Annotated in this window: 29 protein-coding genes; 3 read left to right on the top strand and 26 right to left on the bottom strand. The window is 59.1% G+C overall.

What is annotated here, in order from left to right; genetic code table 11:
• Window positions 1–29 precede the first annotated feature (29 nt).
• From HNQ99_RS01105 to HNQ99_RS01095, 3 genes are all read left to right on the top strand, one after another.
• Complete coding sequence (locus HNQ99_RS01105; protein ID WP_184473792.1) at window positions 30–650, top strand: TetR/AcrR family transcriptional regulator; 621 nt, start codon at window positions 30–32, stop codon at window positions 648–650.
• Window positions 651–728: 78 nt separating this feature from the next.
• Entirely contained in the window at window positions 729–1817 is a 1089-nt protein-coding gene (locus HNQ99_RS01100) for an efflux RND transporter periplasmic adaptor subunit (RefSeq protein WP_322790287.1), read from the top strand.
• On the top strand, window positions 1814–4942 hold the full coding sequence (locus tag HNQ99_RS01095) for an efflux RND transporter permease subunit (RefSeq protein ID WP_184473791.1): 3129 nt from the start codon (window positions 1814–1816) through the stop codon (window positions 4940–4942). Before HNQ99_RS01100 ends, HNQ99_RS01095 begins: the two co-directional genes overlap by 4 nt.
• A gap of 203 nt (window positions 4943–5145) precedes the next feature.
• Here the strand turns inward: HNQ99_RS01095 and guaA are convergent, their stop codons facing one another.
• The 26 genes from guaA to fusA all read right to left on the bottom strand — a co-directional run bounded on the left by guaA (window position 5146) and on the right by fusA (window position 23129).
• Window positions 5146–6705 carry a glutamine-hydrolyzing GMP synthase gene (guaA, locus tag HNQ99_RS01090; protein ID WP_184473790.1) on the bottom strand — a complete coding sequence of 520 codons (1560 nt, stop codon included), beginning with the start codon at window positions 6703–6705 and terminating at the stop codon, window positions 5146–5148.
• Window positions 6706–7422: 717 nt separating this feature from the next.
• Window positions 7423–8079, bottom strand: coding sequence for an adenylate kinase (locus HNQ99_RS01085; RefSeq protein ID WP_184473789.1), 657 nt, complete (start codon window positions 8077–8079; stop codon window positions 7423–7425).
• Between the two features lie 27 nt (window positions 8080–8106).
• On the bottom strand, window positions 8107–9474 hold the full coding sequence (gene secY / locus HNQ99_RS01080; protein WP_184473788.1) for a preprotein translocase subunit SecY: 1368 nt from the start codon (window positions 9472–9474) through the stop codon (window positions 8107–8109).
• A gap of 269 nt (window positions 9475–9743) precedes the next feature.
• Window positions 9744–10223: a 50S ribosomal protein L15 gene (rplO, locus tag HNQ99_RS01075; protein WP_184473787.1), complete on the bottom strand. Its 480-nt coding sequence runs from the start codon at window positions 10221–10223 to the stop codon at window positions 9744–9746.
• Window positions 10224–10293: 70 nt separating this feature from the next.
• Window positions 10294–10473, bottom strand: coding sequence for a 50S ribosomal protein L30 (rpmD, locus tag HNQ99_RS01070; RefSeq protein WP_184473786.1), 180 nt, complete (start codon window positions 10471–10473; stop codon window positions 10294–10296).
• Between the two features lie 6 nt (window positions 10474–10479).
• Window positions 10480–11187 (bottom strand): 30S ribosomal protein S5, encoded by a 708-nt coding sequence (rpsE, locus tag HNQ99_RS01065; RefSeq protein ID WP_184473785.1) that lies wholly within the window; start codon window positions 11185–11187, stop codon window positions 10480–10482.
• 2 nt (window positions 11188–11189) lie between these two features.
• Window positions 11190–11543, bottom strand: coding sequence for a 50S ribosomal protein L18 (rplR, locus tag HNQ99_RS01060; RefSeq protein ID WP_184473784.1), 354 nt, complete (start codon window positions 11541–11543; stop codon window positions 11190–11192).
• Between the two features lie 3 nt (window positions 11544–11546).
• Window positions 11547–12080: a 50S ribosomal protein L6 gene (gene rplF, locus HNQ99_RS01055; RefSeq protein ID WP_184473783.1), complete on the bottom strand. Its 534-nt coding sequence runs from the start codon at window positions 12078–12080 to the stop codon at window positions 11547–11549.
• Between the two features lie 2 nt (window positions 12081–12082).
• Window positions 12083–12478, bottom strand: a complete 396-nt coding sequence (gene rpsH / locus HNQ99_RS01050) for a 30S ribosomal protein S8 (protein WP_184473782.1) — start codon at window positions 12476–12478, stop codon at window positions 12083–12085.
• A gap of 11 nt (window positions 12479–12489) precedes the next feature.
• Window positions 12490–12795, bottom strand: coding sequence for a 30S ribosomal protein S14 (gene rpsN / locus HNQ99_RS01045; RefSeq protein WP_184473781.1), 306 nt, complete (start codon window positions 12793–12795; stop codon window positions 12490–12492).
• A gap of 42 nt (window positions 12796–12837) precedes the next feature.
• On the bottom strand, window positions 12838–13413 hold the full coding sequence (rplE, locus tag HNQ99_RS01040) for a 50S ribosomal protein L5 (protein WP_184473780.1): 576 nt from the start codon (window positions 13411–13413) through the stop codon (window positions 12838–12840).
• Entirely contained in the window at window positions 13406–13726 is a 321-nt protein-coding gene (gene rplX, locus HNQ99_RS01035) for a 50S ribosomal protein L24 (protein WP_184473779.1), read from the bottom strand. Before rplX ends, rplE begins: the two co-directional genes overlap by 8 nt.
• The gene (rplN, locus tag HNQ99_RS01030; protein ID WP_184473778.1) at window positions 13726–14094 is read right to left on the bottom strand and encodes a 50S ribosomal protein L14; all 369 of its coding nucleotides are present in this window, start codon (window positions 14092–14094) and stop codon (window positions 13726–13728) included. Before rplN ends, rplX begins: the two co-directional genes overlap by 1 nt.
• A 60-nt stretch (window positions 14095–14154) precedes the next feature.
• On the bottom strand, window positions 14155–14421 hold the full coding sequence (gene rpsQ / locus HNQ99_RS01025; protein WP_184473777.1) for a 30S ribosomal protein S17: 267 nt from the start codon (window positions 14419–14421) through the stop codon (window positions 14155–14157).
• Window positions 14422–14434: 13 nt separating this feature from the next.
• Window positions 14435–14641, bottom strand: a complete 207-nt coding sequence (gene rpmC / locus HNQ99_RS01020; RefSeq protein WP_184473776.1) for a 50S ribosomal protein L29 — start codon at window positions 14639–14641, stop codon at window positions 14435–14437.
• A gap of 2 nt (window positions 14642–14643) precedes the next feature.
• A complete protein-coding gene (gene rplP, locus HNQ99_RS01015; RefSeq protein ID WP_184473775.1) occupies window positions 14644–15075 on the bottom strand; it encodes a 50S ribosomal protein L16 in 432 nt (143 codons plus the stop codon).
• 61 nt (window positions 15076–15136) lie between these two features.
• Entirely contained in the window at window positions 15137–15832 is a 696-nt protein-coding gene (gene rpsC / locus HNQ99_RS01010; RefSeq protein ID WP_184473774.1) for a 30S ribosomal protein S3, read from the bottom strand.
• 3 nt (window positions 15833–15835) lie between these two features.
• Entirely contained in the window at window positions 15836–16219 is a 384-nt protein-coding gene (rplV, locus tag HNQ99_RS01005) for a 50S ribosomal protein L22 (RefSeq protein ID WP_184473773.1), read from the bottom strand.
• Window positions 16219–16494 (bottom strand): 30S ribosomal protein S19, encoded by a 276-nt coding sequence (rpsS, locus tag HNQ99_RS01000; protein ID WP_184473772.1) that lies wholly within the window; start codon window positions 16492–16494, stop codon window positions 16219–16221. Before rpsS ends, rplV begins: the two co-directional genes overlap by 1 nt.
• Before the next feature lie 3 nt (window positions 16495–16497).
• A complete protein-coding gene (gene rplB / locus HNQ99_RS00995; RefSeq protein ID WP_184473771.1) occupies window positions 16498–17334 on the bottom strand; it encodes a 50S ribosomal protein L2 in 837 nt (278 codons plus the stop codon).
• A gap of 14 nt (window positions 17335–17348) precedes the next feature.
• Window positions 17349–17663 carry a 50S ribosomal protein L23 gene (locus tag HNQ99_RS00990; RefSeq protein WP_184473770.1) on the bottom strand — a complete coding sequence of 105 codons (315 nt, stop codon included), beginning with the start codon at window positions 17661–17663 and terminating at the stop codon, window positions 17349–17351.
• Window positions 17656–18282, bottom strand: a complete 627-nt coding sequence (gene rplD, locus HNQ99_RS00985; protein WP_184473769.1) for a 50S ribosomal protein L4 — start codon at window positions 18280–18282, stop codon at window positions 17656–17658. Before rplD ends, HNQ99_RS00990 begins: the two co-directional genes overlap by 8 nt.
• A 3-nt stretch (window positions 18283–18285) precedes the next feature.
• On the bottom strand, window positions 18286–19041 hold the full coding sequence (rplC, locus tag HNQ99_RS00980) for a 50S ribosomal protein L3 (protein WP_184473768.1): 756 nt from the start codon (window positions 19039–19041) through the stop codon (window positions 18286–18288).
• 288 nt (window positions 19042–19329) lie between these two features.
• On the bottom strand, window positions 19330–19641 hold the full coding sequence (gene rpsJ, locus HNQ99_RS00975; protein ID WP_014077880.1) for a 30S ribosomal protein S10: 312 nt from the start codon (window positions 19639–19641) through the stop codon (window positions 19330–19332).
• Between the two features lie 139 nt (window positions 19642–19780).
• Window positions 19781–20971 (bottom strand): elongation factor Tu, encoded by a 1191-nt coding sequence (gene tuf, locus HNQ99_RS00970; RefSeq protein WP_184473767.1) that lies wholly within the window; start codon window positions 20969–20971, stop codon window positions 19781–19783.
• A gap of 85 nt (window positions 20972–21056) precedes the next feature.
• On the bottom strand, window positions 21057–23129 hold the full coding sequence (gene fusA / locus HNQ99_RS00965) for an elongation factor G (RefSeq protein WP_184473766.1): 2073 nt from the start codon (window positions 23127–23129) through the stop codon (window positions 21057–21059).
• Between the last annotated feature and the right edge of the window lie 3 nt (window positions 23130–23132).

The raw sequence follows: 23132 nt of genomic DNA, 5'->3' as shown, positions 1-23132 counted from the left end.
AGATCAAAAACCTTGCTATAGGGATTCATATGACGAACCAGACAAGCAAGACCGGCATTCAGCAGCGAGGCCCCGCCGAACACGCTATTCGCGACCAGATCGTGCAGGCGGCGCACGAACATTTTGCCCATTATGGCTATGGAAAGACCACCGTAGCCGATCTCGCGCGCGAAATCGGCTTTTCCAAGGCTTACATTTACCGCTTCTTCGATTCTAAGCAGGCGATCGGCGAGGCGATTTGTGCAGATTGCCTGACGCAGTTGCTGGCCAAGGTTCGGGAAGCCGTGGACAAGGCCGACAGCGCCACCGAAAAATTCAGGCAATTCGCCAAAACCGTTACGAATTCTGGCGTCGAACTTTTTTTTACGGATCGCAAAATCTATGAGATTGCAGCCTTGGCATCCTCGGAAAAATGGTCGTCGGCGCAGGCTTATACCATTTCGTTGCAGGCACTGCTGGCGACCATTCTCAAGGCCGGCCGTGAATCGGGAGAGTTCGAGCGGAAAACGCCGCTCGACGAGACCTGCCGTGCGATATTTTACGCTCTGCTCCCGTTCATCGATCCTCTGTCCCTTGAGCGCAACCTTAATCTCTTGCCTGATGCCCCATCGGAAGTGGCGGGGCTCGTGTTGCGGAGCCTTGCGCCCTGAGCAGGCAAATTACATGTGACTAATTGACATATTGGTCACATGGTGACATCTGGTTCCAATCGCTTTGGAGGAACTGGTGTGTTGAATCGTTCTTGGGGCCCCACCGTCGGCGTGATTGCCCTCTGCTCGTCCATGCTCGCCGGCTGCGGCCGCTCGGAAGCCGATCCACGTGTCGCGCCCCCTTTGGTGCGCGTGACAACGGCCGGTGCCGCACACGATGCGCAGCGCCAGTTTACTGGCGTTGTCGCGGCGCGAGTGCAGAGCGACCTTGGTTTCCGCGTCGGTGGAAAGGTCATCGAACGCCTCGTCGATGCCGGGCAGACCGTTCGCAAGGGCCAGCCATTGATGCGAATCGACCGCACCGATCTGGCATTGGCGACAAGAGCGCTGTCAGGAACCGCGGAGGCGGCTCGCGCCCGCGCTGTTCAGACGACGGCCGACGAACGACGGTATCGCGATTTGGTTTCCGCCGGTGCCGTTTCCGAATCTGCTTACGACCAGATAAGGGCGTCCGCCGACGCCGCTCGCGCGCAACTTGCCGCAGCGCAGGCACAGGTCCTGGTCGCGAGCAACGAAGCCAACTACACGACATTGGTCGCCGACGCCGACGGGACGGTGGTAGAAACACTGGCCGAACCAGGCCAGGTGGTTGCGGCCGGCCAAGTCGTCGTCCGAATCGCCCGATCCGGACCGCGCGAAGCGATCGTCGATCTGCCTGAAATCTTGCGCCCCACCCTTGGCACAGTTGCGTCGGCTGAGGCTTATGACGGCAGGAAGGGCCGGGCGCGGTTGCGCCAGTTATCGGATGCCGCCAACCCCGCATCGCGGACTTTCGAGGCACGTTTCGTCCTCGACGGTGCGGTGACGAGGGCCCCCCTCGGGTCCACCATCTCCATTACGTTCGCCCTACCCAGCCAGTCAGCGGCGATCGCTGTACCGCTCGGCGCGCTTCATGATCGCGGACAGGGCCCGGGTGTCTGGATTGTTGGGTCCGGGATGAAGCCCAAAGTGGATTGGCGGGCGATCAGGCTAGCGTCCATGGATGACGAGAGCGCCATCATTTCTAAAGGCCTGAGGCCAGGGGAGCGGATCGTCGCCCTTGGTGCCCACATGCTGCACCAGGGCGAAACTGTCCGGATCGCGGCATTGAAAGCGACGGTGCGATGAGCAGCACCCGGAAACAAGGCGGCGGTTTCAATCTGTCCGCCCTCGCCGTTCGAGAACGGTCGGTTACGCTGTTCTTCATCATCGCCATCACGCTGGCCGGCATCGCCGCCTTTCTGAACCTGGGGCGCGCCGAAGATCCGAGCTTCACCATCAAGGGTATGACGGTCGTCACCACATGGCCCGGCGCTACGGCGCAGGAGATGCAGGATCAGGTAGCAGAACCGCTGGAGAAGCGCCTGCAGGAACTGCGCTGGTATGATCGCAGCGAGACGTTCACGCGACCTGGCCTTGCCTTTACGACATTAACGCTCCGCGACACGACGCCACCTGCCGAGGTCCAAGGCGAATTTTACCAGGCGCGCAAGAAGCTGGAGGATGAGGCGCCGCGTTTGCCGCGCGGCGTGATGGGGCCATTCATCAATGACGAATATGGCGACGTCACCTTCGCGCTCTATGCCTTGAAGGCGAAGGGCGAGCCCCAAAGGCTGCTGGCCCGGGAGGCCGAAACACTTCGCCAGCGCCTGCTCCATGTGCCTGGAGTCAAGAAGGTCAACATCGTCGGGGAGCAGCCGGAACGCATTTATGTCGAATTTGCGCAGGAGCGGCTGGCGACGCTCGGCGTGTCTCCGCGCGACATTTTCGCTGCGCTGGCAAAGCAGAACCTCATCACTCCCGCCGGCGCCATAGAGGCGAAGGGGCCAGCGGTCGTCGTCCGCCTGGACGGCGCCTTTGATGATCTGGACACCATTCGAAACCTGCCGGTCGTCGCAAAAGGTGCGACGACGTTGCGCCTCTCCGACATCGCCGAGGTCAAGCGCGGCTATGAAGACCCTGCCACCTTTCTAATTCGTAGCCAGGGCGAACCCGCGCTGCTGTTGGGCGTCATCATGCGGGAGGGCTGGAACGGCCTCGATCTGGGCAAGTCATTGAAGACCGAAGTCCAGGGGATTTCATCCGAACTGCCGCTGGGCATGACCCTGACCAAAGTCACCGACCAGTCAGTGAACATTTCGCAGGCGGTCGACCAGTTCATGAAGACCTTCCTCGAAGCGCTCGCGATCGTGATGATCGTCAGCCTTGTCAGCCTGGGATGGCGGGTCGGCATCGTGGTAGCGGCGGCGGTGCCGCTGACGCTCGCGGTCGTCATCGTCATCATGTGGGCGACGGACAGGGTATTCGACCGTATCACGCTGGGCGCGCTTATCCTGGCGCTCGGTTTGCTGGTTGACGATGCCATCATCGCCATCGAGATGATGGTGGTGAAGATGGAGGAGGGTTACGACCGAATCCGTGCATCGGCCTATGCCTGGAGTCACACCGCCTCCCCCATGCTGGCGGGAACGCTGGTTACGGTCATCGGCCTGATGCCGGTCGGCTTTGCCCAGTCCACCGCCGGCGAATATGCCGGCAACATCTTCTGGGTCGTGGGCTTTGCGCTGATCGCCTCCTGGGTCGTCGCGGTTATCTTCACCCCATATATGGGGGTCAAGCTGCTTCCCGACATCCAACCGGTCAAGGGCGGCCACGCGGCGATTTACGAAACACCCCGATACCGCAATATTCGCGGCATCATCCGTTGGGCGGTTCACCGTCGCAAGCTGGTGACGCTGGCTACGCTCGGCGCGTTCATCGTCGCCGGGCTGGGCATGGCACTCGTCAAGAAGCAGTTCTTCCCGGCTTCCGACCGGCCCGAGGTGCTGGTCGAGGTACAAATGCCCAAGGGCACTGCGATCGAGCGCACCACCGTGGCCGCAGGCGAGGTCGAAGCATGGCTGCGCCGTCAGCCTGAAGCAAAGATCGTCACCACCTATATAGGCCAGGGTGCACCCCGCTTCTTCATGTCGCTCTCGCCCGAACTGCCGGATCCATCCTTCGCCAAGATCGTGGTTCTGACCGCGTCCGAGGAGGCCCGCGACACGCTGAAATCGCGCCTGCGTCAGGCTGCCGCCGATGGACTCGCGCCTGCAGCGCGGGTACGCGCCACGCAGCTTGTCTTTGGTCCCTATTCACCCTTCCCCGTCGCTTTCCGCGTGGGCGGCCCGGATGTCGCGACAGTGCGGGAGATTGCCGAGCGGGTACGCGCGGTCATGATCGCCGATCCGATGATGCGGACGGTCAACACCGACTGGGGCGAGCGCGTGCCGTCGCTCCACTTCGTTCTCGACCAGGATCGGCTCCGCGCCATCGGCCTGACGTCGAGCGAGGTGGGCGAGCAACTACAATTTCTGCTTTCGGGGGTTACCGTATCGCAGGTGCGCGAGGACATTCGCACCGTTGACGTAGTCGCGCGCTCGGCGGGAACGAAGCGGCTTGACCCCGCGCGGATCGCCGACTTCACACTGACGGGAGAAAGCGGCCAGCGCATACCGATCAGCCAGATCGGCAAGATCGAAGTGCGTATGGAGGAACCGATTCTGATGCGCCGGGATCGGGTGCCGACGATAACCGTGCGCGGCGACATCGCCAACGGGTTGCAGCCGCCCGACGTCTCCAACGCAATCCATGAAAAGCTCCAGCCAATCATCGAGACGCTACCGGTGGGTTATCGCATCGACATGGCCGGCTCGATCGAGGAAGCGGGCAAGGCGAATGCAGCGCTCGCACCGATCTTCCCCATCATGATCGTGCTGATGATGATCGTCATCATCCTCCAGGTGCGACAGCTTTCCGCGATGGCGATCGTGCTGCTCACCGCGCCATTGGGCCTGATCGGTGTGGTCCCGACCTTGCTGGTGACGGGTCAGCCCTTTGGGTTCAACGCCATCCTCGGCTTGATCGCGCTGGCGGGCATATTGATGCGCAACACGTTAATCCTGATCGGGCAGATCCACGATCATGAACGCGATGGGATGCACCCTTATGATGCGGTAGTCGAGGCGACGGTGCAACGCGCCCGCCCAGTCATCCTGACTGCCCTGGCGGCGGTGCTGGCGTTCGTACCTCTGATTGAATCGGTATTTTGGGGATCTATGGCCATCACGCTGATCGGCGGCACGCTGGGAGGGACAATTCTTACGCTCGTGTTCCTGCCCGCCCTTTATGCGCTGTGGTTCCGGATCGATCCCAATAAGGACGCTCCGGAGCCGGCGACAAAAGCGCAGGCGCTTGCCCCCGCGGCGGCCTGAGCGGCAGCAATGCCGGGCTTGCGACGCCCAAGGAAAGCGCATCTGGAGGATTAGTTCTTCGGCTGTTGGATGCTGGCTAGCAGCCCTCGCTTCCTTGTCCATCCGCATATTGCGTCAAAAATCCGTTCGTGATCCGCGACGGCGCCCGTATCCCGGTAATGGATTACAGTGGTTGGAAAACGATCCTGCCCTCCCCTACCGTATCACTCCCACTCGATCGTTCCGGGCGGTTTGGAGGTATAGTCGTAAACCACCCGATTAATGCCCTTCACCTCGTTTACGATCCGAGTAGCGGCACGCGTCAGGAAGCCTGCGTCGAAAGGATATACGTCGGCTGTCATGCCATCCGTTGAGGTCACGGCCCGCAGTGCGCAAACGCAGTCATAGGTCCTGCCATCGCCCATGACGCCGACGGTACGCACAGGAAGGAGAACGGCGAAGGCCTGCCAAATGGCGTCATAAAGTCCCGCATTGCGGATTTCCTCAAGGTAGATAGCGTCTGCCTTGCGAAGAATGTCGCACCGTTCCCGGGTGACTTCGCCAGGAATCCGGATCGCGAGGCCAGGCCCGGGGAAAGGATGACGACCCACAAAATGCTCGGGTAGCCCAAGTTCCCGGCCCAGCTCGCGCACCTCATCCTTGAAAAGCTCGCGCAAGGGCTCGACCAGCTTCATGTTCATGCGTTCGGGCAAGCCGCCTACATTATGGTGGCTTTTGATGGTGACCGATGGGCCGCCGGTGAAACTCACACTTTCAATGACATCCGGATAGAGCGTACCCTGGGCCAGAAAGTCCGCGCCGCCGATCTTGCGGGCTTCCTCATCGAAGACATCGATAAAAGTCTTGCCGATGAACTTTCGCTTGGCTTCCGGATCGGTCACGCCGGCGAGACCGTTCATGAATAAGGTCTCCGCCTGAACATGAACGAGCGGGATGTTATATGCCCCACGGAAAAGGCTGACGACCTGCTCCGCCTCTCCCTGACGCATCAGACCGTGGTCAACAAACACGCAGGTCAGTTGGTCGCCAATGGCCTCATGGATCAAAACAGCCGCCACCGCGCTGTCGACGCCGCCTGACAAGCCGCAGATGACCTTGCCCTTGCCCACCTGGGCACGGATCTCCGCGATTTTGGTGGCGCGGAATTCGGCCATGGTCCAATCGCCAGCAAGGCCGCACACATGGCGCGCGAAGTTGGCGATCAGCTTCGCGCCGTCGGGGGTGTGGACAACCTCCGGATGGAATTGCATGCCGTAAAATTTGCGCTCTTCATCGGCGATGATCGCAAAGGGCGCGCCTTCAGTGACCGCCACCACTTTGAAGCCGGGCGCGAAGGCCGTGACCTTGTCGCCATGGCTCATCCAGACCTGGTGCTTCTCCCCTTCCTTCCAAAGGCCATCGAAGAGAGTGCAGCTATCGGAGACTTCAATGAAAGCCCGACCGAACTCACCCGTTTCACCGCCTTCAACCTTCCCTCCCAATTGCGCCATCATCACCTGTTGGCCATAGCAGATGCCAAGGATGGGGATACCGGCCTCAAAAAGCTGCTGGGGCGCCCGGGGACTTCCCTCGCCGGTGACCGAGGCTGGCCCGCCGGAAAGAATGATCCCCTTGGGTTTCATCCGTTCAAAGGCTTCGGCCGCCATGCTGAAGGGGGCAATCTCACTATACACCCCGGCTTCACGGACGCGGCGCGCGATCAACTGAGTTACCTGACTGCCGAAATCGACGATCAATATGGATTCGTGGCCCGGAGCAGTCATGGGGGATTCGCCTCTTCACCTTAAGGATCAAGGAGCCGGTTAATGCAGTTTGGGCCGGGTTGGAACCTTAATTTGCGAAAAGGGCCAGAGCGTCATCTCAGTCTTAGAGCAGTCCTGGTTGGAGCCATGCCCGATTGCGACCAAAGGTTTACCTGCAGCGATAAATTACATCGTCCCGGAACGCCCTTCGCAGGTGCACATAACAAGGTTTTTCCATGCTTTCGGGGATATATTTTCCTTTCCGCAAAAACGACGGTTGCATTTTGTGCAATTGCAATAATTTTTTTGCGATTGCGAACAGTGGGCCGCAGGGGTAGTTAAGACCTTGCAATAAAACTACACGTTGGAGTAACAAAAATGCGTATCGCACTTTATGGCGCGGTAGGCCTGGTCTCGGTAGCAGTTAACGTACTGACCTACTCGACCGTCCTGTTCGCCTGAACATGAACGACCGCCCCAAAGCCTCAAAAGCCAAAGGGCGGTTTTCATTTTACAGGGCCTAAGGAGGGCTTGAGCCTCCGTCCCTGTCTCAACGGCCAATGCTAAGCCGCATGACAAGCATTTAGTCTCGCTATTGATCCAGCGCCTACTGGTATCCGGCCATCGACAATCGCGCACTGCGCCGTCGCCCCAAAAGCGTCATCATCGCCAATAAGCTCCGCCGATCAAAGGCGCATAGCTCCTCCATGCCTGTCCCGCAGAACATGGAGGATGCAGCTATCGGCTTGAACCATCCAGAATTGCGCCGATCGCCTCTGCGACGTCAGCCATATCCGCCATTCCGTCTACGCGGCTGACGATTCCCTGCGCCTCGTAAATCGGCAGGATCGGAGCAGTCTTGGCCCGGTATTCCGCCATGCGTGTGCGGACGGTTTCCTCATTGTCGTCCGGGCGGCGCTTGAATTCACTGCCGCCGCATTTGTCGCATCGACCAGCCTGGGCGGGCTTTTTGAAAACATCGTGATAACCTTCGCCGCAGGTTGCGCAAGTAAAGCGCCCCGTAATGCGTTCGACCAGGGCATCCTCGTCCACAGCCAGTTCGATGACATGGTCCAGCGTGCGCCCCCGACCGGCCAGGATCTGCGCAAGCGACTCCGCTTGAGGAGCAGTGCGAGGATAGCCATCGAAGATTACGCCTGTCCCCGGACCAAGTTCGTCCAAACGGTCGCCGATAATGCCCGATACGATGTCGTCTGAAACCAGCTCACCAGCGTCCATCACGGCTTTGGCTTTAAGGCCAATCGGCGTTCCCGCCTTTACCGCCGCCCGAAGCATATCGCCGGTCGAAAGCTGGATCATTCCGCGCTCGGCCTCCAGACGGCTCGCCTGTGTCCCTTTGCCCGCCCCCGGGGGGCCCAGCAATATGATATTCATGAATGGCTCTCCCCTGTTAGAAGCCGATTATCGGAGACGTCCGCCCTTCAGTTTCGCCTTCTTGATCAGATCCCCATATTGGTGGGCCAAAAGATGGCTTTGTATCTGCGTCACCGTATCGACCGTGACGTTGACAACGATCAGAAGGCTGGTGCCGCCAAGGTAGAAAGGTATGCCGGCCCGCGCGATCAGGAACTCCGGCACCAGACAAATGAAAGCAAGATAAGCAGCGCCAATGACCGTAATGCGCGTGAGGACATAATCCAAATAGGTTTCGGTGTTCTTGCCTGGCCGGATGCCCGGAATAAACCCGCCATTACGCTTGAGATTTTCGGCCGTCTCTTCAGGATTGAACACCACAGCAGTGTAGAAGAAGCAGAAGAAGACAATGCCCAGTCCATATAGCGCCATATAAATCGGGGTGCCATGGGCCAGCAGCTGATTGAGCTCAATAACGAAATCACCCCAAGCGCTTTCGCCGGCCACGCGATTGCCAGCAAATTGTGAAATGGTGAGCGGCATCAGCAGAAGCGATGATGCGAAAATGGGTGGAATCACGCCAGCCGTGTTAACCTTGAGCGGCAAATGACTGCGGTCCGCCTGCATGATGCCCTGGCGGGTTTGGCGCTTGGGATATTGGATCAAAACCCGGCGCTGGGCCCGTTCCATGAAGCAGATGAAGGCGATGAGACCCAAAGCGAGCACGATGATGCCCATGATCAGCAAGCCCGAGATCGAACCTTCCCGGCCGCTCTGAAACAGGTTGGTGAGGGTCACCGGCAGCTGAGCCACGATGCCGGCCATGATGATCAGCGACACACCGTTGCCGATCCCGCGGCTGGTGATCTGCTCACCCAGCCACATCAGGAACATCGTGCCGCCTATCAGCGAAACGACAGCGGCGACGCGAAACAGCATGCCGGGTTCGACCACCGCCTGAAGCCCGGACTGGGCCCCATAGCTTTCAAGCCCAACGGCGATGAAATAGCCCTGCACCGCAGTCAATCCGACGGTGCCATAGCGCGTATATTGGTTAAGCTTCTTCCGTCCGCTCTCGCCTTCCTTTTTGATGGCCGCAAGCGTTGGCGATAGCGACGCTGCGAGCTGAACCACGATGGAGGCCGTGATGTACGGCATAACGCCTAGTGCGATGAGGCTCATGCGCTCAAGCGACCCGCCTGAGAAGGTATTGAAGATATCCAGGACGCCGCCTTGCGTCTGCTTATACAGCTGCGACAAAACGGTAGGATCGATACCCGGCAGCGGAACGAAGCTCAAGAAACGGAAAATGATAAGAGCGCCCAAGGTGAACCAGAGGCGCTTCTTGAGGTCCGTCGCCTGCGTAAATTTCGCAAAGCTGATATTGGATGCAAGCTGATCGGCCTTCGATGCCATATTTGCCTTAAACCTCAGATCAAATTCATGCGCCGTGCGTGTTCGTCGAATCCCTTAGCGGGGCTTGCGGGGGAAGTCGATTGCTACGATCATTCTCCCGCCATTCCAGCGAAAGCGGGAATCCATCCTTCCGGGCTTTCTGTTGCCACGCCGGAAAAAATGGCGCCGCTCCCTTAGCGGGATGACGAAAAGCTGCAGGCCGAAAACGCGGCGACCCCGCTGCACCATCTGGGCGTGCGGGGTCGTTCATGCAAGCATCGGGAGGATGCCTATTCCGCTGCGGCCTTCGCCTTGGCCAGGATATCCACCTTGCCGCCAGCTTTTTCCACGGCTTCAACCGCAGCCTTTGAGGCGCCTGCGACAGCAAAGCTGACCTTGGCCTTCAATTCGCCCTTGGCCAACAGCCGCACGCCATCTTTACCACCCCGAACCAGACCAGCGGCCTTGAGAGCAGCCTGATCGACGGTCGCAGAGGCGTCCAGCTTTCCGGCATCAATCGCTTTTTGCACCATACCCAGATTGGCCTCGGCATAATCCTTGCGGAAGATGTTGTTGAAGCCGCGCTTCGGCAGGCGCATGTGAAGCGGCATCTGGCCGCCTTCAAAACCGTTGATGGAAACGCCCGAGCGCGCCTTCGCGCCCTTTTGTCCGCGACCGGCGGTCTTGCCCTTGCCCGAACCAATGCCCCGGCCAACGCGCATGCGGCCCTTCCGAGCGCCTGCATTATCGGAAATGTCATTCAGTTTCATGTATCTGCACTCGCTTTCGCTATGTTCGCGCCAGTAAGGACATGCTCCTGCTTCCGCAGGGGCACATGCTTTAACCTTCGACTACCTGGACCAGATGGTGCACAGCCTTGACCATCCCACGGATTTCCGGCGTGTCCTCATGCTCCACAACGCGGTGCAGCTTATTGAGGCCAAGGCCGATCAGCACCTTGCGCTGGGCTTCGGGACGGCGAATGGGCGAACCCGTCTGCTTGATCTTGATCTTCGCCATGGGTCCTTACTCCACAATTGCTTCAGCGTCGGCCTGCGCCACCGCATCGGAAGCACCGCCGCGACGCAGCAGGTCGGCAACTTTCTTGCCGCGACGCTGAGCCACCGACTTGGGGCTGGTCTGTTCACCGAGCGCAGAAAACGTCGCCCGGATCATGTTATAAGGGTTGGAGGTGCCGACCGATTTGGTCACCACGTCCGCCACGCCCAGGCTTTCGAAGACAGCGCGCATCGGACCACCGGCGATGATACCTGTACCGGCAGGAGCCGAACGCACCGTCACCTTACCAGCGCCGAAATGGCCATTGCCATCGTGATGGAGCGTCCGGCCTTCCTTGAGGGGAACGCGCACCATCTTTTTCTTGGCCGCCGCCGTCGCTTTCGAAATCGCCTCCGGCACTTCGCGAGCCTTGCCATGGCCAAAGCCGGCGCGACCCTTGCCATCGCCCACTACCACCAGCGCCGCGAAACCAAAGCGCTTACCGCCCTTGACGGTCTTGCTGACGCGGTTGATGTGAACCAATTTTTCAATCAGCTCCTCGCCTTGCTCTTCATCACGAGGGCGACGGTCGTCACGGCGGCCACGGCCACCCCGATCACCACGCTCGCCGCCACCACGTCCGCCACGGCCACGACGACCACGGCCTTCCTGCTGCGGTGCTTCGGCCTCAACGCCGGGAACGGCTGCCGCTTCGATGTTGTTTTCTTCTGCCATGATCAGAACTCCAATCCGCCTTCACGCGCGGCGTCAGCCAGCGCCTTCACGCGTCCGTGGAAAAGGAAGCCGCCGCGATCAAACACGACCTTGGTTACGCCGGCCTTGGTGGCAGCGGCCGCGACGCGCTTTCCGACATCGGCTGCAGCTTCGGCCGTTGCGCCGGTTTTGCCACGCACATCCTTGTCCAGCGTTGATGCAGCGGCAACGGTCTTGCCCTCCGCATCATCGATGATTTGAGCATAGATGTGTCGGCCCGAACGATGCACGGAAAGACGGGGACGCTGCGCCCCGCGGCTTTTGAGTGCGGTGCGAACTCGGCGACGACGCCGTTCAAAGAGAGAGAGTTTCGCCATGGCTTACTTCTTCTTGCCTTCTTTGCGGAAGATAAACTCGCCGCGATATTTGATGCCCTTGCCCTTATAGGGCTCCGGCTTACGCCAGCGGCGGATTTCGGCAGCAACCTGCCCCACCTTCTGCTTGTCGTTGCCCGTAATCTCGACCGTAGTGTTATCCGGGGTCTTGATTTCAATTCCTTCCGGAATGGAGAAATCAACGTCGTGGCTATAGCCAAGCTGCAACTTCAAATTCCGGCCCTGGGCATTGGCGCGATAGCCGACGCCGGTAATTTCCAGCACCTTGGTGAAACCTTCAGTGACGCCCGTCACTAGGTTTTGAACCAGGGTGCGCTGCATACCCCAATAGGAACGCGCGCGCTTTGTAGCGTTGGCGGGCTGAATTGAAATCGCACCATCCTCAATGGAATAGGTAACTTCGTCAGCCAGCGGCAGAGTCAGCGTGCCCTTCGGGCCCTTGACCGACAGAAGACCGCCTTCAATCGTTGCCGTTACGCCGCTGGGGATCGCAACAGGCCTTTTTCCAATGCGTGACATGGTCAGAATACCTCCGCCAGGACTTCGCCGCCCACATTCTGGTCTCGCGCTTCCGCATCGGACAGAACGCCCCGAGGCGTCGAAACAATGGTGATGCCCAAGCCATTGCGAACCACGGGCAGCCCCTTCGAGCCGGAATAGACCCGGCGGCCAGGCTTAGAGACGCGCGCAACATGCTTAATCGCAGGCTGGCCCTCGAAATATTTCAGCTCGATGCGCAGGCCCTTATGCTTACCAAGGTCTTCTTCGCTGTAGCCGCGAATATATCCTTCGCGCTGCAGCACGTCGAGCACGCGGACGCGAAGCTTCGATGCCGGGCTAACGACGCTGTCCTTGCGCGCCTGCTGGCCGTTACGAATGCGGGTGAGCATATCACCCAAAGGATCGGTCAATGCCATCTATCTAATCCTTACCAGCTCGACTTGGTGACGCCGGGGATCAGGCCCTTGTTGGCCAAATCACGGAGCTGCACCCGGCAGAGCCGGAATTTACGGTAATAGGCGCGCGGACGGCCTGTGATTTCGCAACGATTACGAACCCTGGTCGGGTTGGCGTTGCGAGGAATTTCCGCCAGCTTCAAGCGAGCGATCAGACGCTCGGTCTCATCGAGCGCTTCATCATCCGCTACTGCCTTCAGCTTCGCATATTTGTTGGCATATTTTTTCACCAACTTCTTGCGACGCTCATTCTTGTTGATGGAACTCAGTTTCGCCATGACTTAAGTTCTCTTCCTTTTCCTACTAGGAAGCAGAACCGCTCACGCGGCCTGCTTCTCTGCCTCTGCGGGGAACGGGAAACCGAACAGGCGCAGCAATTCGCGGGCCTCTTCGTCCGTCTTCGCGGTGGTGGTTACGATGATGTCCATGCCACGCACCTTTTCGATGCGGTCATAGTTGATTTCCGGAAAGATGATCTGTTCCTTGATACCGAATGCATAATTGCCCCGGCCGTCAAAGGACTTCGGATTCAGACCACGGAAGTCGCGAATGCGAGGCATCGCTATCGTCACAAGGCGATCCAGAAACTCGAACATACGTTCGCGGCGCAGCGTTACCTTCGCGCCGATGGGCATGCCTTCACGCAGCTTAAACTGTGCGATGGACTTCTTCGCCTTGGTAATGACCGGCTTTTGACCAGCGATCAATTCCATTTCCTCGGCCGCCGAAGTAACCTTCTTCTTGTCCTGGGTGGCTTCACCGACGCCCATGTTCAAAACGATCTTCTCGATCTTCGGAACTTGCATCGGATTCTTATACCCGAATTTCTCGGTCATCGCCTTGATGATGGTCTCATCATAAAGCTTCCTCGAACGCGGCGTGTACGTATCAGCCATCGATCGTCTCCCCAGATTTGGCGGCGACGCGAACCTTCTTCCCGTCCTTCACTTCAAAACGGACACGGGTCGGCTTGCCGTCCTTGGGATCGGCAATGGCCACCTTGGAAATATGCAGCGGCGCTTCCGAACGCTCAATACCGCCCTGCGGATTCGTCTGCGTCGGTTTGCGATGGCGAGCAGCGATGTTAACGCCTTCGACGACCAGTTTGCCGTCCTTGGGCATCATCTTGACAACGTTGCCGGTGCGGCCTTTGTCCTTACCGGACAGGACAACCACCTTGTCGCCCTTTTTGATCTTGGCGGCCGACATTACAATACCTCCGGAGCCAGGCTGATGATCTTCATGTGCTTCCTGGCACGAAGTTCGCGTACCACAGGGCCGAAGATACGAGTGCCGATGGGCTCATCATTCTTGCCGACCAGAACGGCCGCGTTGCTGTCGAAGCGAATGACTGAGCCATCGGCGCGACGAACGTCCTTGGCAGTGCGAACGATGACCGCGCGATGCACGTCACCCTTCTTCACGCGGCCACGTGGGGCTGCTTCCTTCACCGACACGACGATGATGTCACCGACGCCGGCAAACCGCCGCTTCGATCCGCCCAGCACCTTGATGCACTGGACGCGCTTGGCGCCGCTGTTGTCAGCGACATCAAGATTTGACTGCATCTGGATCATTGATCCGGTTCCTTCTTAATTGGCTTTCCGGGATGCCCCGGGAGTTCCGTTAGCTCCTAATCAGCCCGCTGCCTTTTCCGGCGATTTGTGCGTATCCACTCGCTCAATCACCTTCCAGCTCTTCAGCTTGGAAATTGGTGCGGTTTCCTCGATCCGCACGGTTTCCCCTTCCTTGAAGGCGTTCTCGGCGTCGTGGGCATGGTATTTCTTCGACCGACGGATGATCTTGCCGTAGAGCGGGTGCTTGACCTTGCGCTCCACCTTTACCACCACGGTCTTGTCTGTCTTGTCGGAAACAACCGTTCCCGTCAGCACGCGCTTGGGCATGGTCTTTCCTTCCTTACTTCGCTTCAGCGGCGCGAGCGCGCTCGGTCTGAAGGGTTTTGATCTGAGCGATCGAGCGACGGACCTCGCGCATGCGGCTTGGTTTTTCCAGCTGGTTCGTCGCAGCTTGGAAGCGCAGGTTGAACTGCTCGCGCTTCAATTCGCCCAACTGCTCGCTCAGTTGATCGTCGCTCTTCACCTTAAGATCAGCAATCTTGGCCATTGTCATGCTCCCAGATGCGACGTGTCGCCGAGGCGGGCCACGACCTTGGTCTTAATGGGCAACTTCATCGCCGCGCGAGAGAACGCCTCGGCAGCAAGCGGACCCGGAACGCCGTCCAATTCGAATAGAATGCGGCCCGGCTTGACGCGAGCTGCCCAATATTCGATCGATCCCTTACCCTTACCCTGACGAACTTCGGCCGGCTTTTTCGAAACGGGAACGTCCGGAAAAACGCGGATCCACAAGCGGCCCTGACGGCGAATGTGGCGCGTAATCGCGCGGCGAGCCGCCTCGATCTGACGCGCAGTAACCCGCTCAGGCTCCATCGCCTTAAGGCCATAGGAACCGAAATTCAGGGTCGTACCGCCGGGCGCATCACCCTTGATCCGGCCTTTGAAGGCCTTGCGGAACTTCATTTTCTTTGGTTGCAACATATCTTGTTACCTTCTGACACCGTTGGTTCGGCCGATCAGGCGACGTTTAAAGGAATGACCCTTATCGCGCCGGCCGGACCCCCGATGTTTGCGCTTCCATCATCAAGCGGTCTGTCGCCATCGGATCGTGGCCCAGGATCTCGCCCTTGAAAATCCACACCTTGATACCGCACACACCATAAGCGGTGTGAGCCTCAGCCTCGGCATAATCGACGTTCGCACGAAGCGTGTGCAACGGAACGCGGCCCTCGCGATACCATTCCACCCGTGCGATTTCCGCGCCACCCAAACGACCGCCGCAAGTGATCCGAATGCCTTCAGCACCCAGACGCAGAGCAGATTGAACGGCGCGCTTCATGGCACGACGAAAAGCGACGCGGCGCTCAAGCTGATCAGCAACGCCCTGCGCAACCAGCTTGGAGTCGATTTCCGGTTTACGGATCTCAACGATATTCAAGCTTACATCACTGGAAGTGAGCTGGCCCAGCTTCCGACGCAGCTTTTCAATATCCGCGCCCTTCTTGCCGATGATCACGCCAGGACGTGCGGCATAGATGCTGACGCGGCAAAGCTTTGCCGGACGCTCGATCACAACCTTGGAAATTGCGGCCTGCGGCAGGTTCTTCATGACGTACTGACGGATTTTGATGTCTTCCATCAGCAGGCGACCATAATCCTGACCTTCAGCGAACCAGCGACTGTCCCAGGTCCGGTTGATCTGCAGGCGAAGCCCGATCGGATTGCTCTTCTGACCCATGACTTACGCCTCTTCTTCCTGCTGTTGGCGAACGACGATGCGAACCCGGCTGAACGGCTTCAGTATCCGGGTCGACTTGCCACGGCCGCGAGCGTGGAAGCGCTTCATGGTGATGCTCTTGCCCACGGACGCTTCCGACACGACCAACGCGTCGACGTCCAGATTGTGGTTGTTTTCCGCATTGGCAATCGCGGACGCGAGTACCTTGCGAACATCAACCGCCATCGCCTTCTTCGAAAAAGCCAGGATGTTCATGGCGTCTTCGACCTTGCGGCCGCGAATCAGCGAAGCCACCAGGTTGAGCTTCTGCGCGCTGCCGCGGATGGAGGTGCCAACCGCCAGCGCTTCATTGTCGGCTACCCGACGAGGAGCTGCTTGCTTGCCCATTAGCGCTTGCCCTTCTTGTCGGCAGCATGACCGGGAAAGTAACGCGTCGGCGCGAACTCACCCAGTTTGTGGCCAACCATGTCTTCGTTCACCGACACGGGAACATGCTTGCGGCCATTATAGACGTTGAACGTCAGGCCAACGAATTGCGGAAGAACGGTGGAGCGGCGCGACCAGGTCTTGATCGGCGCACGGCCGCCAGCTTCCTGTGCGGTTTCCGCTTTCTTCAGCAGATGCAGGTCCACGAAAGGACCTTTCCAGACGGAGCGGGCCATCTCTTACCTCTTCTTCTTCGCGTGACGCGACCGAATGATCATCTTGTCGGTCGCCTTGTTGTTGCGGGTGCGTGCGCCCTTCGTCGGCTTGCCCCATGGGGTCACCGGATGACGACCGCCAGAGGTGCGGCCTTCGCCACCACCATGGGGGTGATCGACCGGGTTCTTGGCAACACCGCGGGTAAGCGGACGCTTGCCGAGCCAGCGGTTCCGGCCTGCCTTGGCCAGGTTCTGGTTGGCGTTGTCCGGATTGCTGACAGCACCGACCGTTCCCATGCACTCGCCGCGAATGTAGCGTTGCTCGCCGGAATTCAACCGAACGATCACCAGCCCGCGATCACGACCGACAAGCTGCGCATAAGTGCCGGCTGAACGAGCAATCTGTCCACCCTTGCCTGGCTTCATCTCCACATTGTGGATGATCGTGCCGACCGGCATCTGGCTAAGCTCCATCGCATTTCCAGGCTTCACGTCCACCTTCTTGCCAGCGACGATCTTGTCGCCCACCGCCAAGCGCTGCGGCGCGAGAATGTAATTGAGCTCGCCATCTTCATATTTGACAAGCGCGATGAAGGCCGTGCGGTTGGGGTCATATTCCAGACGCTCCACCGTCGCTTCCACGTCCCACTTGCGACGCTTGAAATCGACGAAACGATAACGTTGCTTGTGACCGCCCGCGATACCGCGCGAAGTCACATGGCCCTTGTTGTTGCGGCCACCGGTCTTGTGCTTGCCTTCCGTCAATGCCTTGACGGGCTTGCCCTTCCAGAGGCTGGATTTATCGACCAGGACCAAGCCGCGCTGGGCCGGGCTCGTCGGATTATAATGCTTGAGTGCCATTATTCTCTTCCGCCTCAGATACCGGTGGTGACGTCAATCGACTGGCCTTCGGCCAGGGTGACAATCGCCTTCTTCACATCGCTGCGCGTGTAGGGCTTACCCTTCCAACGCTTCGTCTTGCCCTTTTGGACAAGCGTGTTCACTGCCTTGACCGAAACACCGAATAGGGCTTCCACTGCAGCCTTGATCTCCGGCTTGGATGCATCCTTCGCGACCTTGAAGACGACCGCGTTATGCTCAGAGAGCAGCGTAGACTTTTCGGTGATTACCGGCGCGACAACGACGTCGAAATGACGGTTATCGACTGCCTGAACTTGCTTCTTAGCCATTGAAACGCGCCTCCAGCTTCTCGACCGCAGCGCGCGTGAGCACCAGCTGGTCATGCTTCAATATGTCATAGACATTGGCGCCGACGGCGGGCAGCACATTGACGCCCACGAGGTTGGACGAAGCCTTGGCGAAGCTGATATTGACGGCATCGCCATCAATGAACAGCGCCTTTTTGGCCAAGCCCAACTTTTCAAGCTGCCCGGCCAGCACCTTCGTTTTGCCTTCAGCGACATCAAGATTATCCAGAACGACAAGCGAGCCGTCCTTCGCCTTGGCCGAAAGCGCCATCCTAAGCCCAAGAGCCCGCACCTTCTTGTTCAGCGAAGGGTCGAAGTCACGGACGCGGGGACCATGGGCCTTACCACCACCAATAAAGATTGGCGCCTTACGATCGCCGTGACGTGCCGTGCCGCCACCCTTTTGGCGGCCGAACTTCTTGCCCGTGCGAGCGACATCACTGCGCTCACGAGCGGCGCGGGCGGTGCCGCGGCGCTTCTCAAGCTGCCAGGTGACGACGCGATGCAAGATGTCGGCGCGGGGCTCCACACCGAACACAGCATCATTCAATTCCACGTCGCCATTAGCGGTCGCGTCGAGGGTCTGAACCTTAACTTTCATGGCTTAGCCCTCCTGACCTTCTGCAACTTCCGGAGCCGCGACTTCTTCAGCCGGGGTGTTCGCGGGAGCTTCATTGCTGTTCGCAGCCTGCTTTACAGCGCCAGGATAAGGCGCATCAGCATGGCGCGCGACCTTCACGGCATCCTTGACAAGCAGCCAGGTACCCTTTGACCCGGGAACGCTGCCCTTCACAAAAAGAAGACCACGCTCGACGTCCGTGCGGACGATTTCAAGGTTCTGCTGCGTGCGCTGACGGTCACCCATATGACCTGCCATCTTCTTGTTCTTGAAGACGCGACCTGGGTCCTGACGGTTACCCGTCGAACCATGCGCACGGTGAGAGATGGAAACACCGTGAGTGGCGCGCATACCGCCGAAACCCCAGCGCTTCATTGCACCGGCGAAGCCCTTACCCTGGGTGTGGCCGGTGATGTCGACCAATTGGCCTGCGACAAAATGGTCGGCCGAAAGTTCGGCCCCAACGTCCAGCAGCGCGTCATCGGCAACACGGAATTCGGCAACCTGCAGCTTGGGCTCCACCTCCGCCTTAGCGAAGTGGCCGCGCTGCGGCTTGGCAACATTTTTTGGTTTCGCGGCGCCGGCGCCGAGCTGGAGAGCTACATAGCCATCCTTTTCAGCATCACGGCGGGCTACGACCTGGCACTGTTCAAGACTCAGAACGGTGACCGGCACATGGCGGCCGTCGTCCTGGAACAGGCGAGTCATACCCATCTTCTTCGCGATCACGCCAGTACGCATGATCCATTCTCCCATAGAGGCCCACGTTAGCGGCGGGCGTATCCAACGAAAAAACCGCTCAGGATCGCTCCCTTGCGGCCAACCCAATTTGCAATCACCCCGTCCGGGCTGGATGCCCCCGCATAAACGAGGGCGACGGGGGACCAGGACCACGGCCAAGCCGTGCGGTATCCCAATTTTCGCTCGGAAGCATTCGCCTCCAGAAACTTGAGTTCCTGCGAAAGCAGGAATTCTCAGGGCCGGCGCGGCACCGCCCTGATCCCCGGATCAAGTCCGGGGCAAATCGGCTTACGCCAATTTGATTTCGACGTTCACGCCGGCAGCAAGATCCAGCTTCATCAGCGCGTCGACCGTTTGCGGCGTCGGCTGCACAATGTCAAGCATGCGCTTGTATGTGCGAACCTCAAATTGCTCCCGCGACTTCTTATCAATGTGCGGTCCACGATTCACGGTGAACTTTTCGATGCGCGTAGGCAGCGGAATGGGACCGCGGATCAGCGCGCCGGTGCGGCGGGCGGTGTCGGCAATGTCGCCGGTGGCCTGATCCAGCACACGGTGATCAAAAGCCTTTAGACGAATGCGGATATTCTGCGTTTCCATGTCCATTACCGATGAGAAAGAGCTAAAAAACAAACCGCCCCATATGCCCTCTAGAATTTACATTCCGGAGAGGATCGTCCGGGGCGGCTAAAATTTCGGGCCGCTCAAATCTTCCGATTCGTGCGGCCCGCTGCCTATATTACTTGGAGATAGAGCTGACAACCCCTGCGCCGACGGTCCGGCCGCCTTCGCGAATGGCGAAGCGCAGACCCGGGTCCATGGCGATCGGAGCAATAAGCTTCACAGCCAACTTCACATTGTCGCCGGGCATGACCATCTCGGTGCCTTCAGGCAGAACCACTTCACCGGTAACGTCCGTCGTACGGAAGTAGAACTGGGGACGATAGTTCGCAAAGAACGGCGTGTGACGGCCACCCTCTTCCTTCGACAGGACATAGACTTCGGCGTCGAAGTCGGTGTGCGGCGTAATGGTGCCGGGCTTCGCCAGAACCTGACCACGCTCGACTTCTTCACGGCCAACGCCGCGGATCAGAGCACCGATGTTATCGCCAGCCTGACCCTGATCGAGCAGCTTGCGGAACATTTCAACGCCGGTGACAGTCGTCTTCTTCGTAGGCTTGATGCCGACGATTTCGACTTCTTCGCCAACCTTGACGATGCCGGATTCCACACGACCGGTCACAACCGTACCGCGGCCCGAGATCGAGAACACGTCTTCGATCGGCATCAGGAAGGGCTTGTCGATTGGACGCTCGGGCTGCGGAATGTAGCTGTCGACAGCGTCCATAAGCGCCTGGATCGAGCTCTTGCCGATATTGTCATCGCGGCCTTCGAGAGCGGCGAGAGCCGAGCCCTTGACGATGGGAATATCGTCGCCGGGGAAATCGTAACTGGAAAGCAGTTCACGAACTTCGAGTTCAACGAGCTCAAGCAGTTCCTCGTCGTCGACCTGATCGACCTTGTTCATGTATACCACCAGAGCAGGCACGCCCACCTGACGGGCCAGCAGAATGTGCTCGCGGGTCTGGGGCATAGGACCATCAGCAGCGTTCACCACCAGGATCGCGCCGTCCATCTGCGCCGCACCGGTGATCATGTTCTTCACATAGTCAGCGTGGCCGGGGCAATCGACGTGGGCATAGTGACGCGCAGGCGTTTCATATTCCACGTGCGCCGTCGAAATGGTGATGCCGCGCTCACGCTCTTCGGGAGCCTTGTCGATGTTGGCATAATCGGTGAATTCGGCGCCGCCAGTTTCTGCCAGAACCTTGGTGATCGCGGCGGTCAGCGTGGTCTTGCCGTGGTCGACGTGACCGATGGTGCCGATATTGCAGTGCGGTTTCGTCCGCTCAAACTTAGCTTTCGCCATTTTTCCCTACCTTCTTGTCCAAATATCGTGGTTTTGACCGCTTGGGGACGCCTCGCGAAGTGGCGCTCATAGCATCAAAAAAAATTTATGCCAGCTTTGCTTTCACTTCGTCGGCAACATTCTGCGGCACTTCCTCATAATGAGAGAACTGCATGGAATAGTTTGCGCGTCCCTGGGTAAAGGAACGAAGCTGATTCACATAGCCGAACATGTTGGCCAGCGGCACCATCGCCTCAATGACTTGCGCATTGCCGCGCGTGTCGGTGCCCTGGATCTGGCCGCGACGGCTGTTCATGTCGCCGATAACGTCGCCCAGATATTCTTCCGGCGTCACGACCTCGACCTTCATGATTGGCTCGAGCAGCTTGATGCCCGACTTCTGAGCCGCTTCGCGCATCGCGCCGCGCGCGCATATTTCGAACGCCAATGCCGACGAGTCGACGTCGTGATATGCACCGTCCGTCAAGTGGACCTCGAAGTCGATGATCGGGAAGCCGATGAGGCTGCCGGTTTCGGCGGTCTCACGGAAGCCCTTTTCTACCGACGGAATATATTCGCGCGGAATGTTGCCGCCCTTGATCTCGTCGAAGAACTGGAAGCCGGAACCACGCTCACCGGGGATGACCGTCACCTTCACGCGACCGAACTGCCCCGAGCCGCCCGACTGCTTCTTATGCGTGTAGTCGATGTCGACCTTCTTGCCGAGATATTCGCGATAAGCCACCTGCGGCGCACCGACATTGGCTTCGACCTTGAACTCGCGCTTCATGCGGTCGACGAGAATTTCGAGGTGAAGCTCGCCCATGCCCTTGATGATCGTCTGGCCCGATTCGTGATCGGTCGAGACGCGGAAGCTCGGATCCTCAGCAGCAAGGCGATTAAGCGCGATGCCCATCTTTTCCTGGTCGGCCTTGGTCTTGGGTTCCACCGAAAGCTCGATGACGGGCTCTGGGAACTCCATCCGCTCCAAGATGATTGCCTGACGCTCCGCGCAGAGCGTATCGCCGGTGGTCGTTTCCTTAAGGCCCGCAAGAGCGACGATATCGCCCGCATAAGCAGTATCAATGTCTTCCCGGCTGTTCGCATGCATAAGCAGCATGCGGCCGATCTTTTCCTTCTTGTCTTTCACCGAGTTCAGGTAGCTGCCCTTGGTCAAAGTGCCCGAATAGACGCGCAGGAAGGTGAGCGATCCCACAAACGGGTCGTTCATGATCTTGAACGCGAGGCCGGCGAAAGGCGCATCGTCGGCCGTTGCGCGGCTGTCGGGCTCGTTCGTGTCCGGATTCACGCCCTGGACGTCGGGAATATCAAGCGGGCTGGGCAGATAGTCGACGACTGCGTCGAGCAGTGGCTGCACGCCCTTGTTCTTAAATGCCGAGCCGCACAGCACAGGCACGAATGCCTGGTTAAGCGTGCCTTTGCGGATCAGCTTCTTGAGTGTTGCGACATCGGGCTCATTGCCTTCGAGATAGGCTTCCATCGCCTCATCGTCCTGTTCAACGGCGAGTTCGATCAGCTTTTCGCGATATTCGGCAGCCTTGTCCGCAAGATCGGCCGGAATCTCTTCATAGGAGAACTCAGCGCCAAGATTCTCATCTTTCCAGATGATCGCGCGATTCTCGACGAGATCGACCAGGCCCTTAAAGTCGCTCTCCGCACCGATAGGGAGATAAAGGACGGCCGGCTTGGCGCCCAGACGGTCAATGATGGTCTGCACGCAATAATAGAAGTTGGCGCCGGTGCGGTCGAGCTTGTTGATGAAGCACATCCGCGGCACTTTGTACTTGTCCGCCTGACGCCACACCGTTTCCGACTGCGGCTCCACGCCGGCAACGCCATCGAACGCAGCGACCGCGCCGTCGAGTACCCGCAGTGAGCGCTCCACTTCGATGGTGAAATCCACGTGGCCGGGTGTGTCGATGATGTTCAACCGATGGTCGTTCCAGAAGCAGGTCGTGGCGGCGGACGTAATCGTGATGCCCCTTTCCTGCTCCTGCTCCATCCAGTCCATGGTAGCCGCGCCGTCATGGACTTCGCCGATCTTGTAGGACTTGCCGGTGTAATAGAGGATACGCTCGGTCGTCGTCGTCTTGCCGGCGTCGATGTGCGCCATAATGCCAAAGTTGCGGTAACGCTCGAGCGGGTGGCTGCGGGCCATGAT

This window comes from Rhizorhapis suberifaciens (assembly GCF_014200045.1).
Taxonomy (GTDB): domain Bacteria; phylum Pseudomonadota; class Alphaproteobacteria; order Sphingomonadales; family Sphingomonadaceae; genus Rhizorhapis; species Rhizorhapis suberifaciens.
The sequence above is the reverse complement of the archived record's forward strand: the minus strand, read 5'-3'. Positions and strand labels throughout refer to the sequence as shown.

Coding starts and splice junctions, on each gene's coding strand:
- rpsC (WP_184473774.1), bottom strand. CDS start 15,832: ATGGGTCAGAAGAGCAATCCGATCGGGCTTCGCCTGCAGATCAACCGG.
- rplC (WP_184473768.1), bottom strand. CDS start 19,041: ATGCGTACTGGCGTGATCGCGAAGAAGATGGGTATGACTCGCCTGTTC.
- rplE (WP_184473780.1), bottom strand. CDS start 13,413: ATGGCTGATACGTACACGCCGCGTTCGAGGAAGCTTTATGATGAGACC.
- rpsS (WP_184473772.1), bottom strand. CDS start 16,494: ATGGCCCGCTCCGTCTGGAAAGGTCCTTTCGTGGACCTGCATCTGCTG.
- rplR (WP_184473784.1), bottom strand. CDS start 11,543: ATGGCGAAACTCTCTCTCTTTGAACGGCGTCGTCGCCGAGTTCGCACC.
- rplV (WP_184473773.1), bottom strand. CDS start 16,219: ATGGGCAAGCAAGCAGCTCCTCGTCGGGTAGCCGACAATGAAGCGCTG.
- rpmC (WP_184473776.1), bottom strand. CDS start 14,641: ATGGCCAAGATTGCTGATCTTAAGGTGAAGAGCGACGATCAACTGAGC.
- secY (WP_184473788.1), bottom strand. CDS start 9,474: ATGGCATCGAAGGCCGATCAGCTTGCATCCAATATCAGCTTTGCGAAA.
- rplN (WP_184473778.1), bottom strand. CDS start 14,094: ATGATCCAGATGCAGTCAAATCTTGATGTCGCTGACAACAGCGGCGCC.
- rplO (WP_184473787.1), bottom strand. CDS start 10,223: ATGAAACTGAATGACATTTCCGATAATGCAGGCGCTCGGAAGGGCCGC.
- fusA (WP_184473766.1), bottom strand. CDS start 23,129: ATGGCCCGCAGCCACCCGCTCGAGCGTTACCGCAACTTTGGCATTATG.
- tuf (WP_184473767.1), bottom strand. CDS start 20,971: ATGGCGAAAGCTAAGTTTGAGCGGACGAAACCGCACTGCAATATCGGC.
- rplP (WP_184473775.1), bottom strand. CDS start 15,075: ATGTTGCAACCAAAGAAAATGAAGTTCCGCAAGGCCTTCAAAGGCCGG.
- rplF (WP_184473783.1), bottom strand. CDS start 12,080: ATGTCACGCATTGGAAAAAGGCCTGTTGCGATCCCCAGCGGCGTAACG.
- rpsE (WP_184473785.1), bottom strand. CDS start 11,187: ATGGCAGAAGAAAACAACATCGAAGCGGCAGCCGTTCCCGGCGTTGAG.
- rplD (WP_184473769.1), bottom strand. CDS start 18,282: ATGAAAGTTAAGGTTCAGACCCTCGACGCGACCGCTAATGGCGACGTG.
- HNQ99_RS01095 (WP_184473791.1), top strand. CDS start 1,814: ATGAGCAGCACCCGGAAACAAGGCGGCGGTTTCAATCTGTCCGCCCTC.
- HNQ99_RS01105 (WP_184473792.1), top strand. CDS start 30: ATGACGAACCAGACAAGCAAGACCGGCATTCAGCAGCGAGGCCCCGCC.
- HNQ99_RS01085 (WP_184473789.1), bottom strand. CDS start 8,079: ATGAATATCATATTGCTGGGCCCCCCGGGGGCGGGCAAAGGGACACAG.
- rpsJ (WP_014077880.1), bottom strand. CDS start 19,641: ATGGAAACGCAGAATATCCGCATTCGTCTAAAGGCTTTTGATCACCGT.
- HNQ99_RS00990 (WP_184473770.1), bottom strand. CDS start 17,663: ATGGCTAAGAAGCAAGTTCAGGCAGTCGATAACCGTCATTTCGACGTC.
- rpsN (WP_184473781.1), bottom strand. CDS start 12,795: ATGGCGAAACTGAGTTCCATCAACAAGAATGAGCGTCGCAAGAAGTTG.
- rplB (WP_184473771.1), bottom strand. CDS start 17,334: ATGGCACTCAAGCATTATAATCCGACGAGCCCGGCCCAGCGCGGCTTG.
- rpsH (WP_184473782.1), bottom strand. CDS start 12,478: ATGGCATTGACCGATCCTTTGGGTGATATGCTCACCCGCATTCGTAAC.
- rpsQ (WP_184473777.1), bottom strand. CDS start 14,421: ATGCCCAAGCGCGTGCTGACGGGAACGGTTGTTTCCGACAAGACAGAC.
- rpmD (WP_184473786.1), bottom strand. CDS start 10,473: ATGGCGAAGATCAAGATCAAGCAGACGGGTTCGCCCATTCGCCGTCCC.
- guaA (WP_184473790.1), bottom strand. CDS start 6,705: ATGACTGCTCCGGGCCACGAATCCATATTGATCGTCGATTTCGGCAGT.
- rplX (WP_184473779.1), bottom strand. CDS start 13,726: ATGTCGGCCGCCAAGATCAAAAAGGGCGACAAGGTGGTTGTCCTGTCC.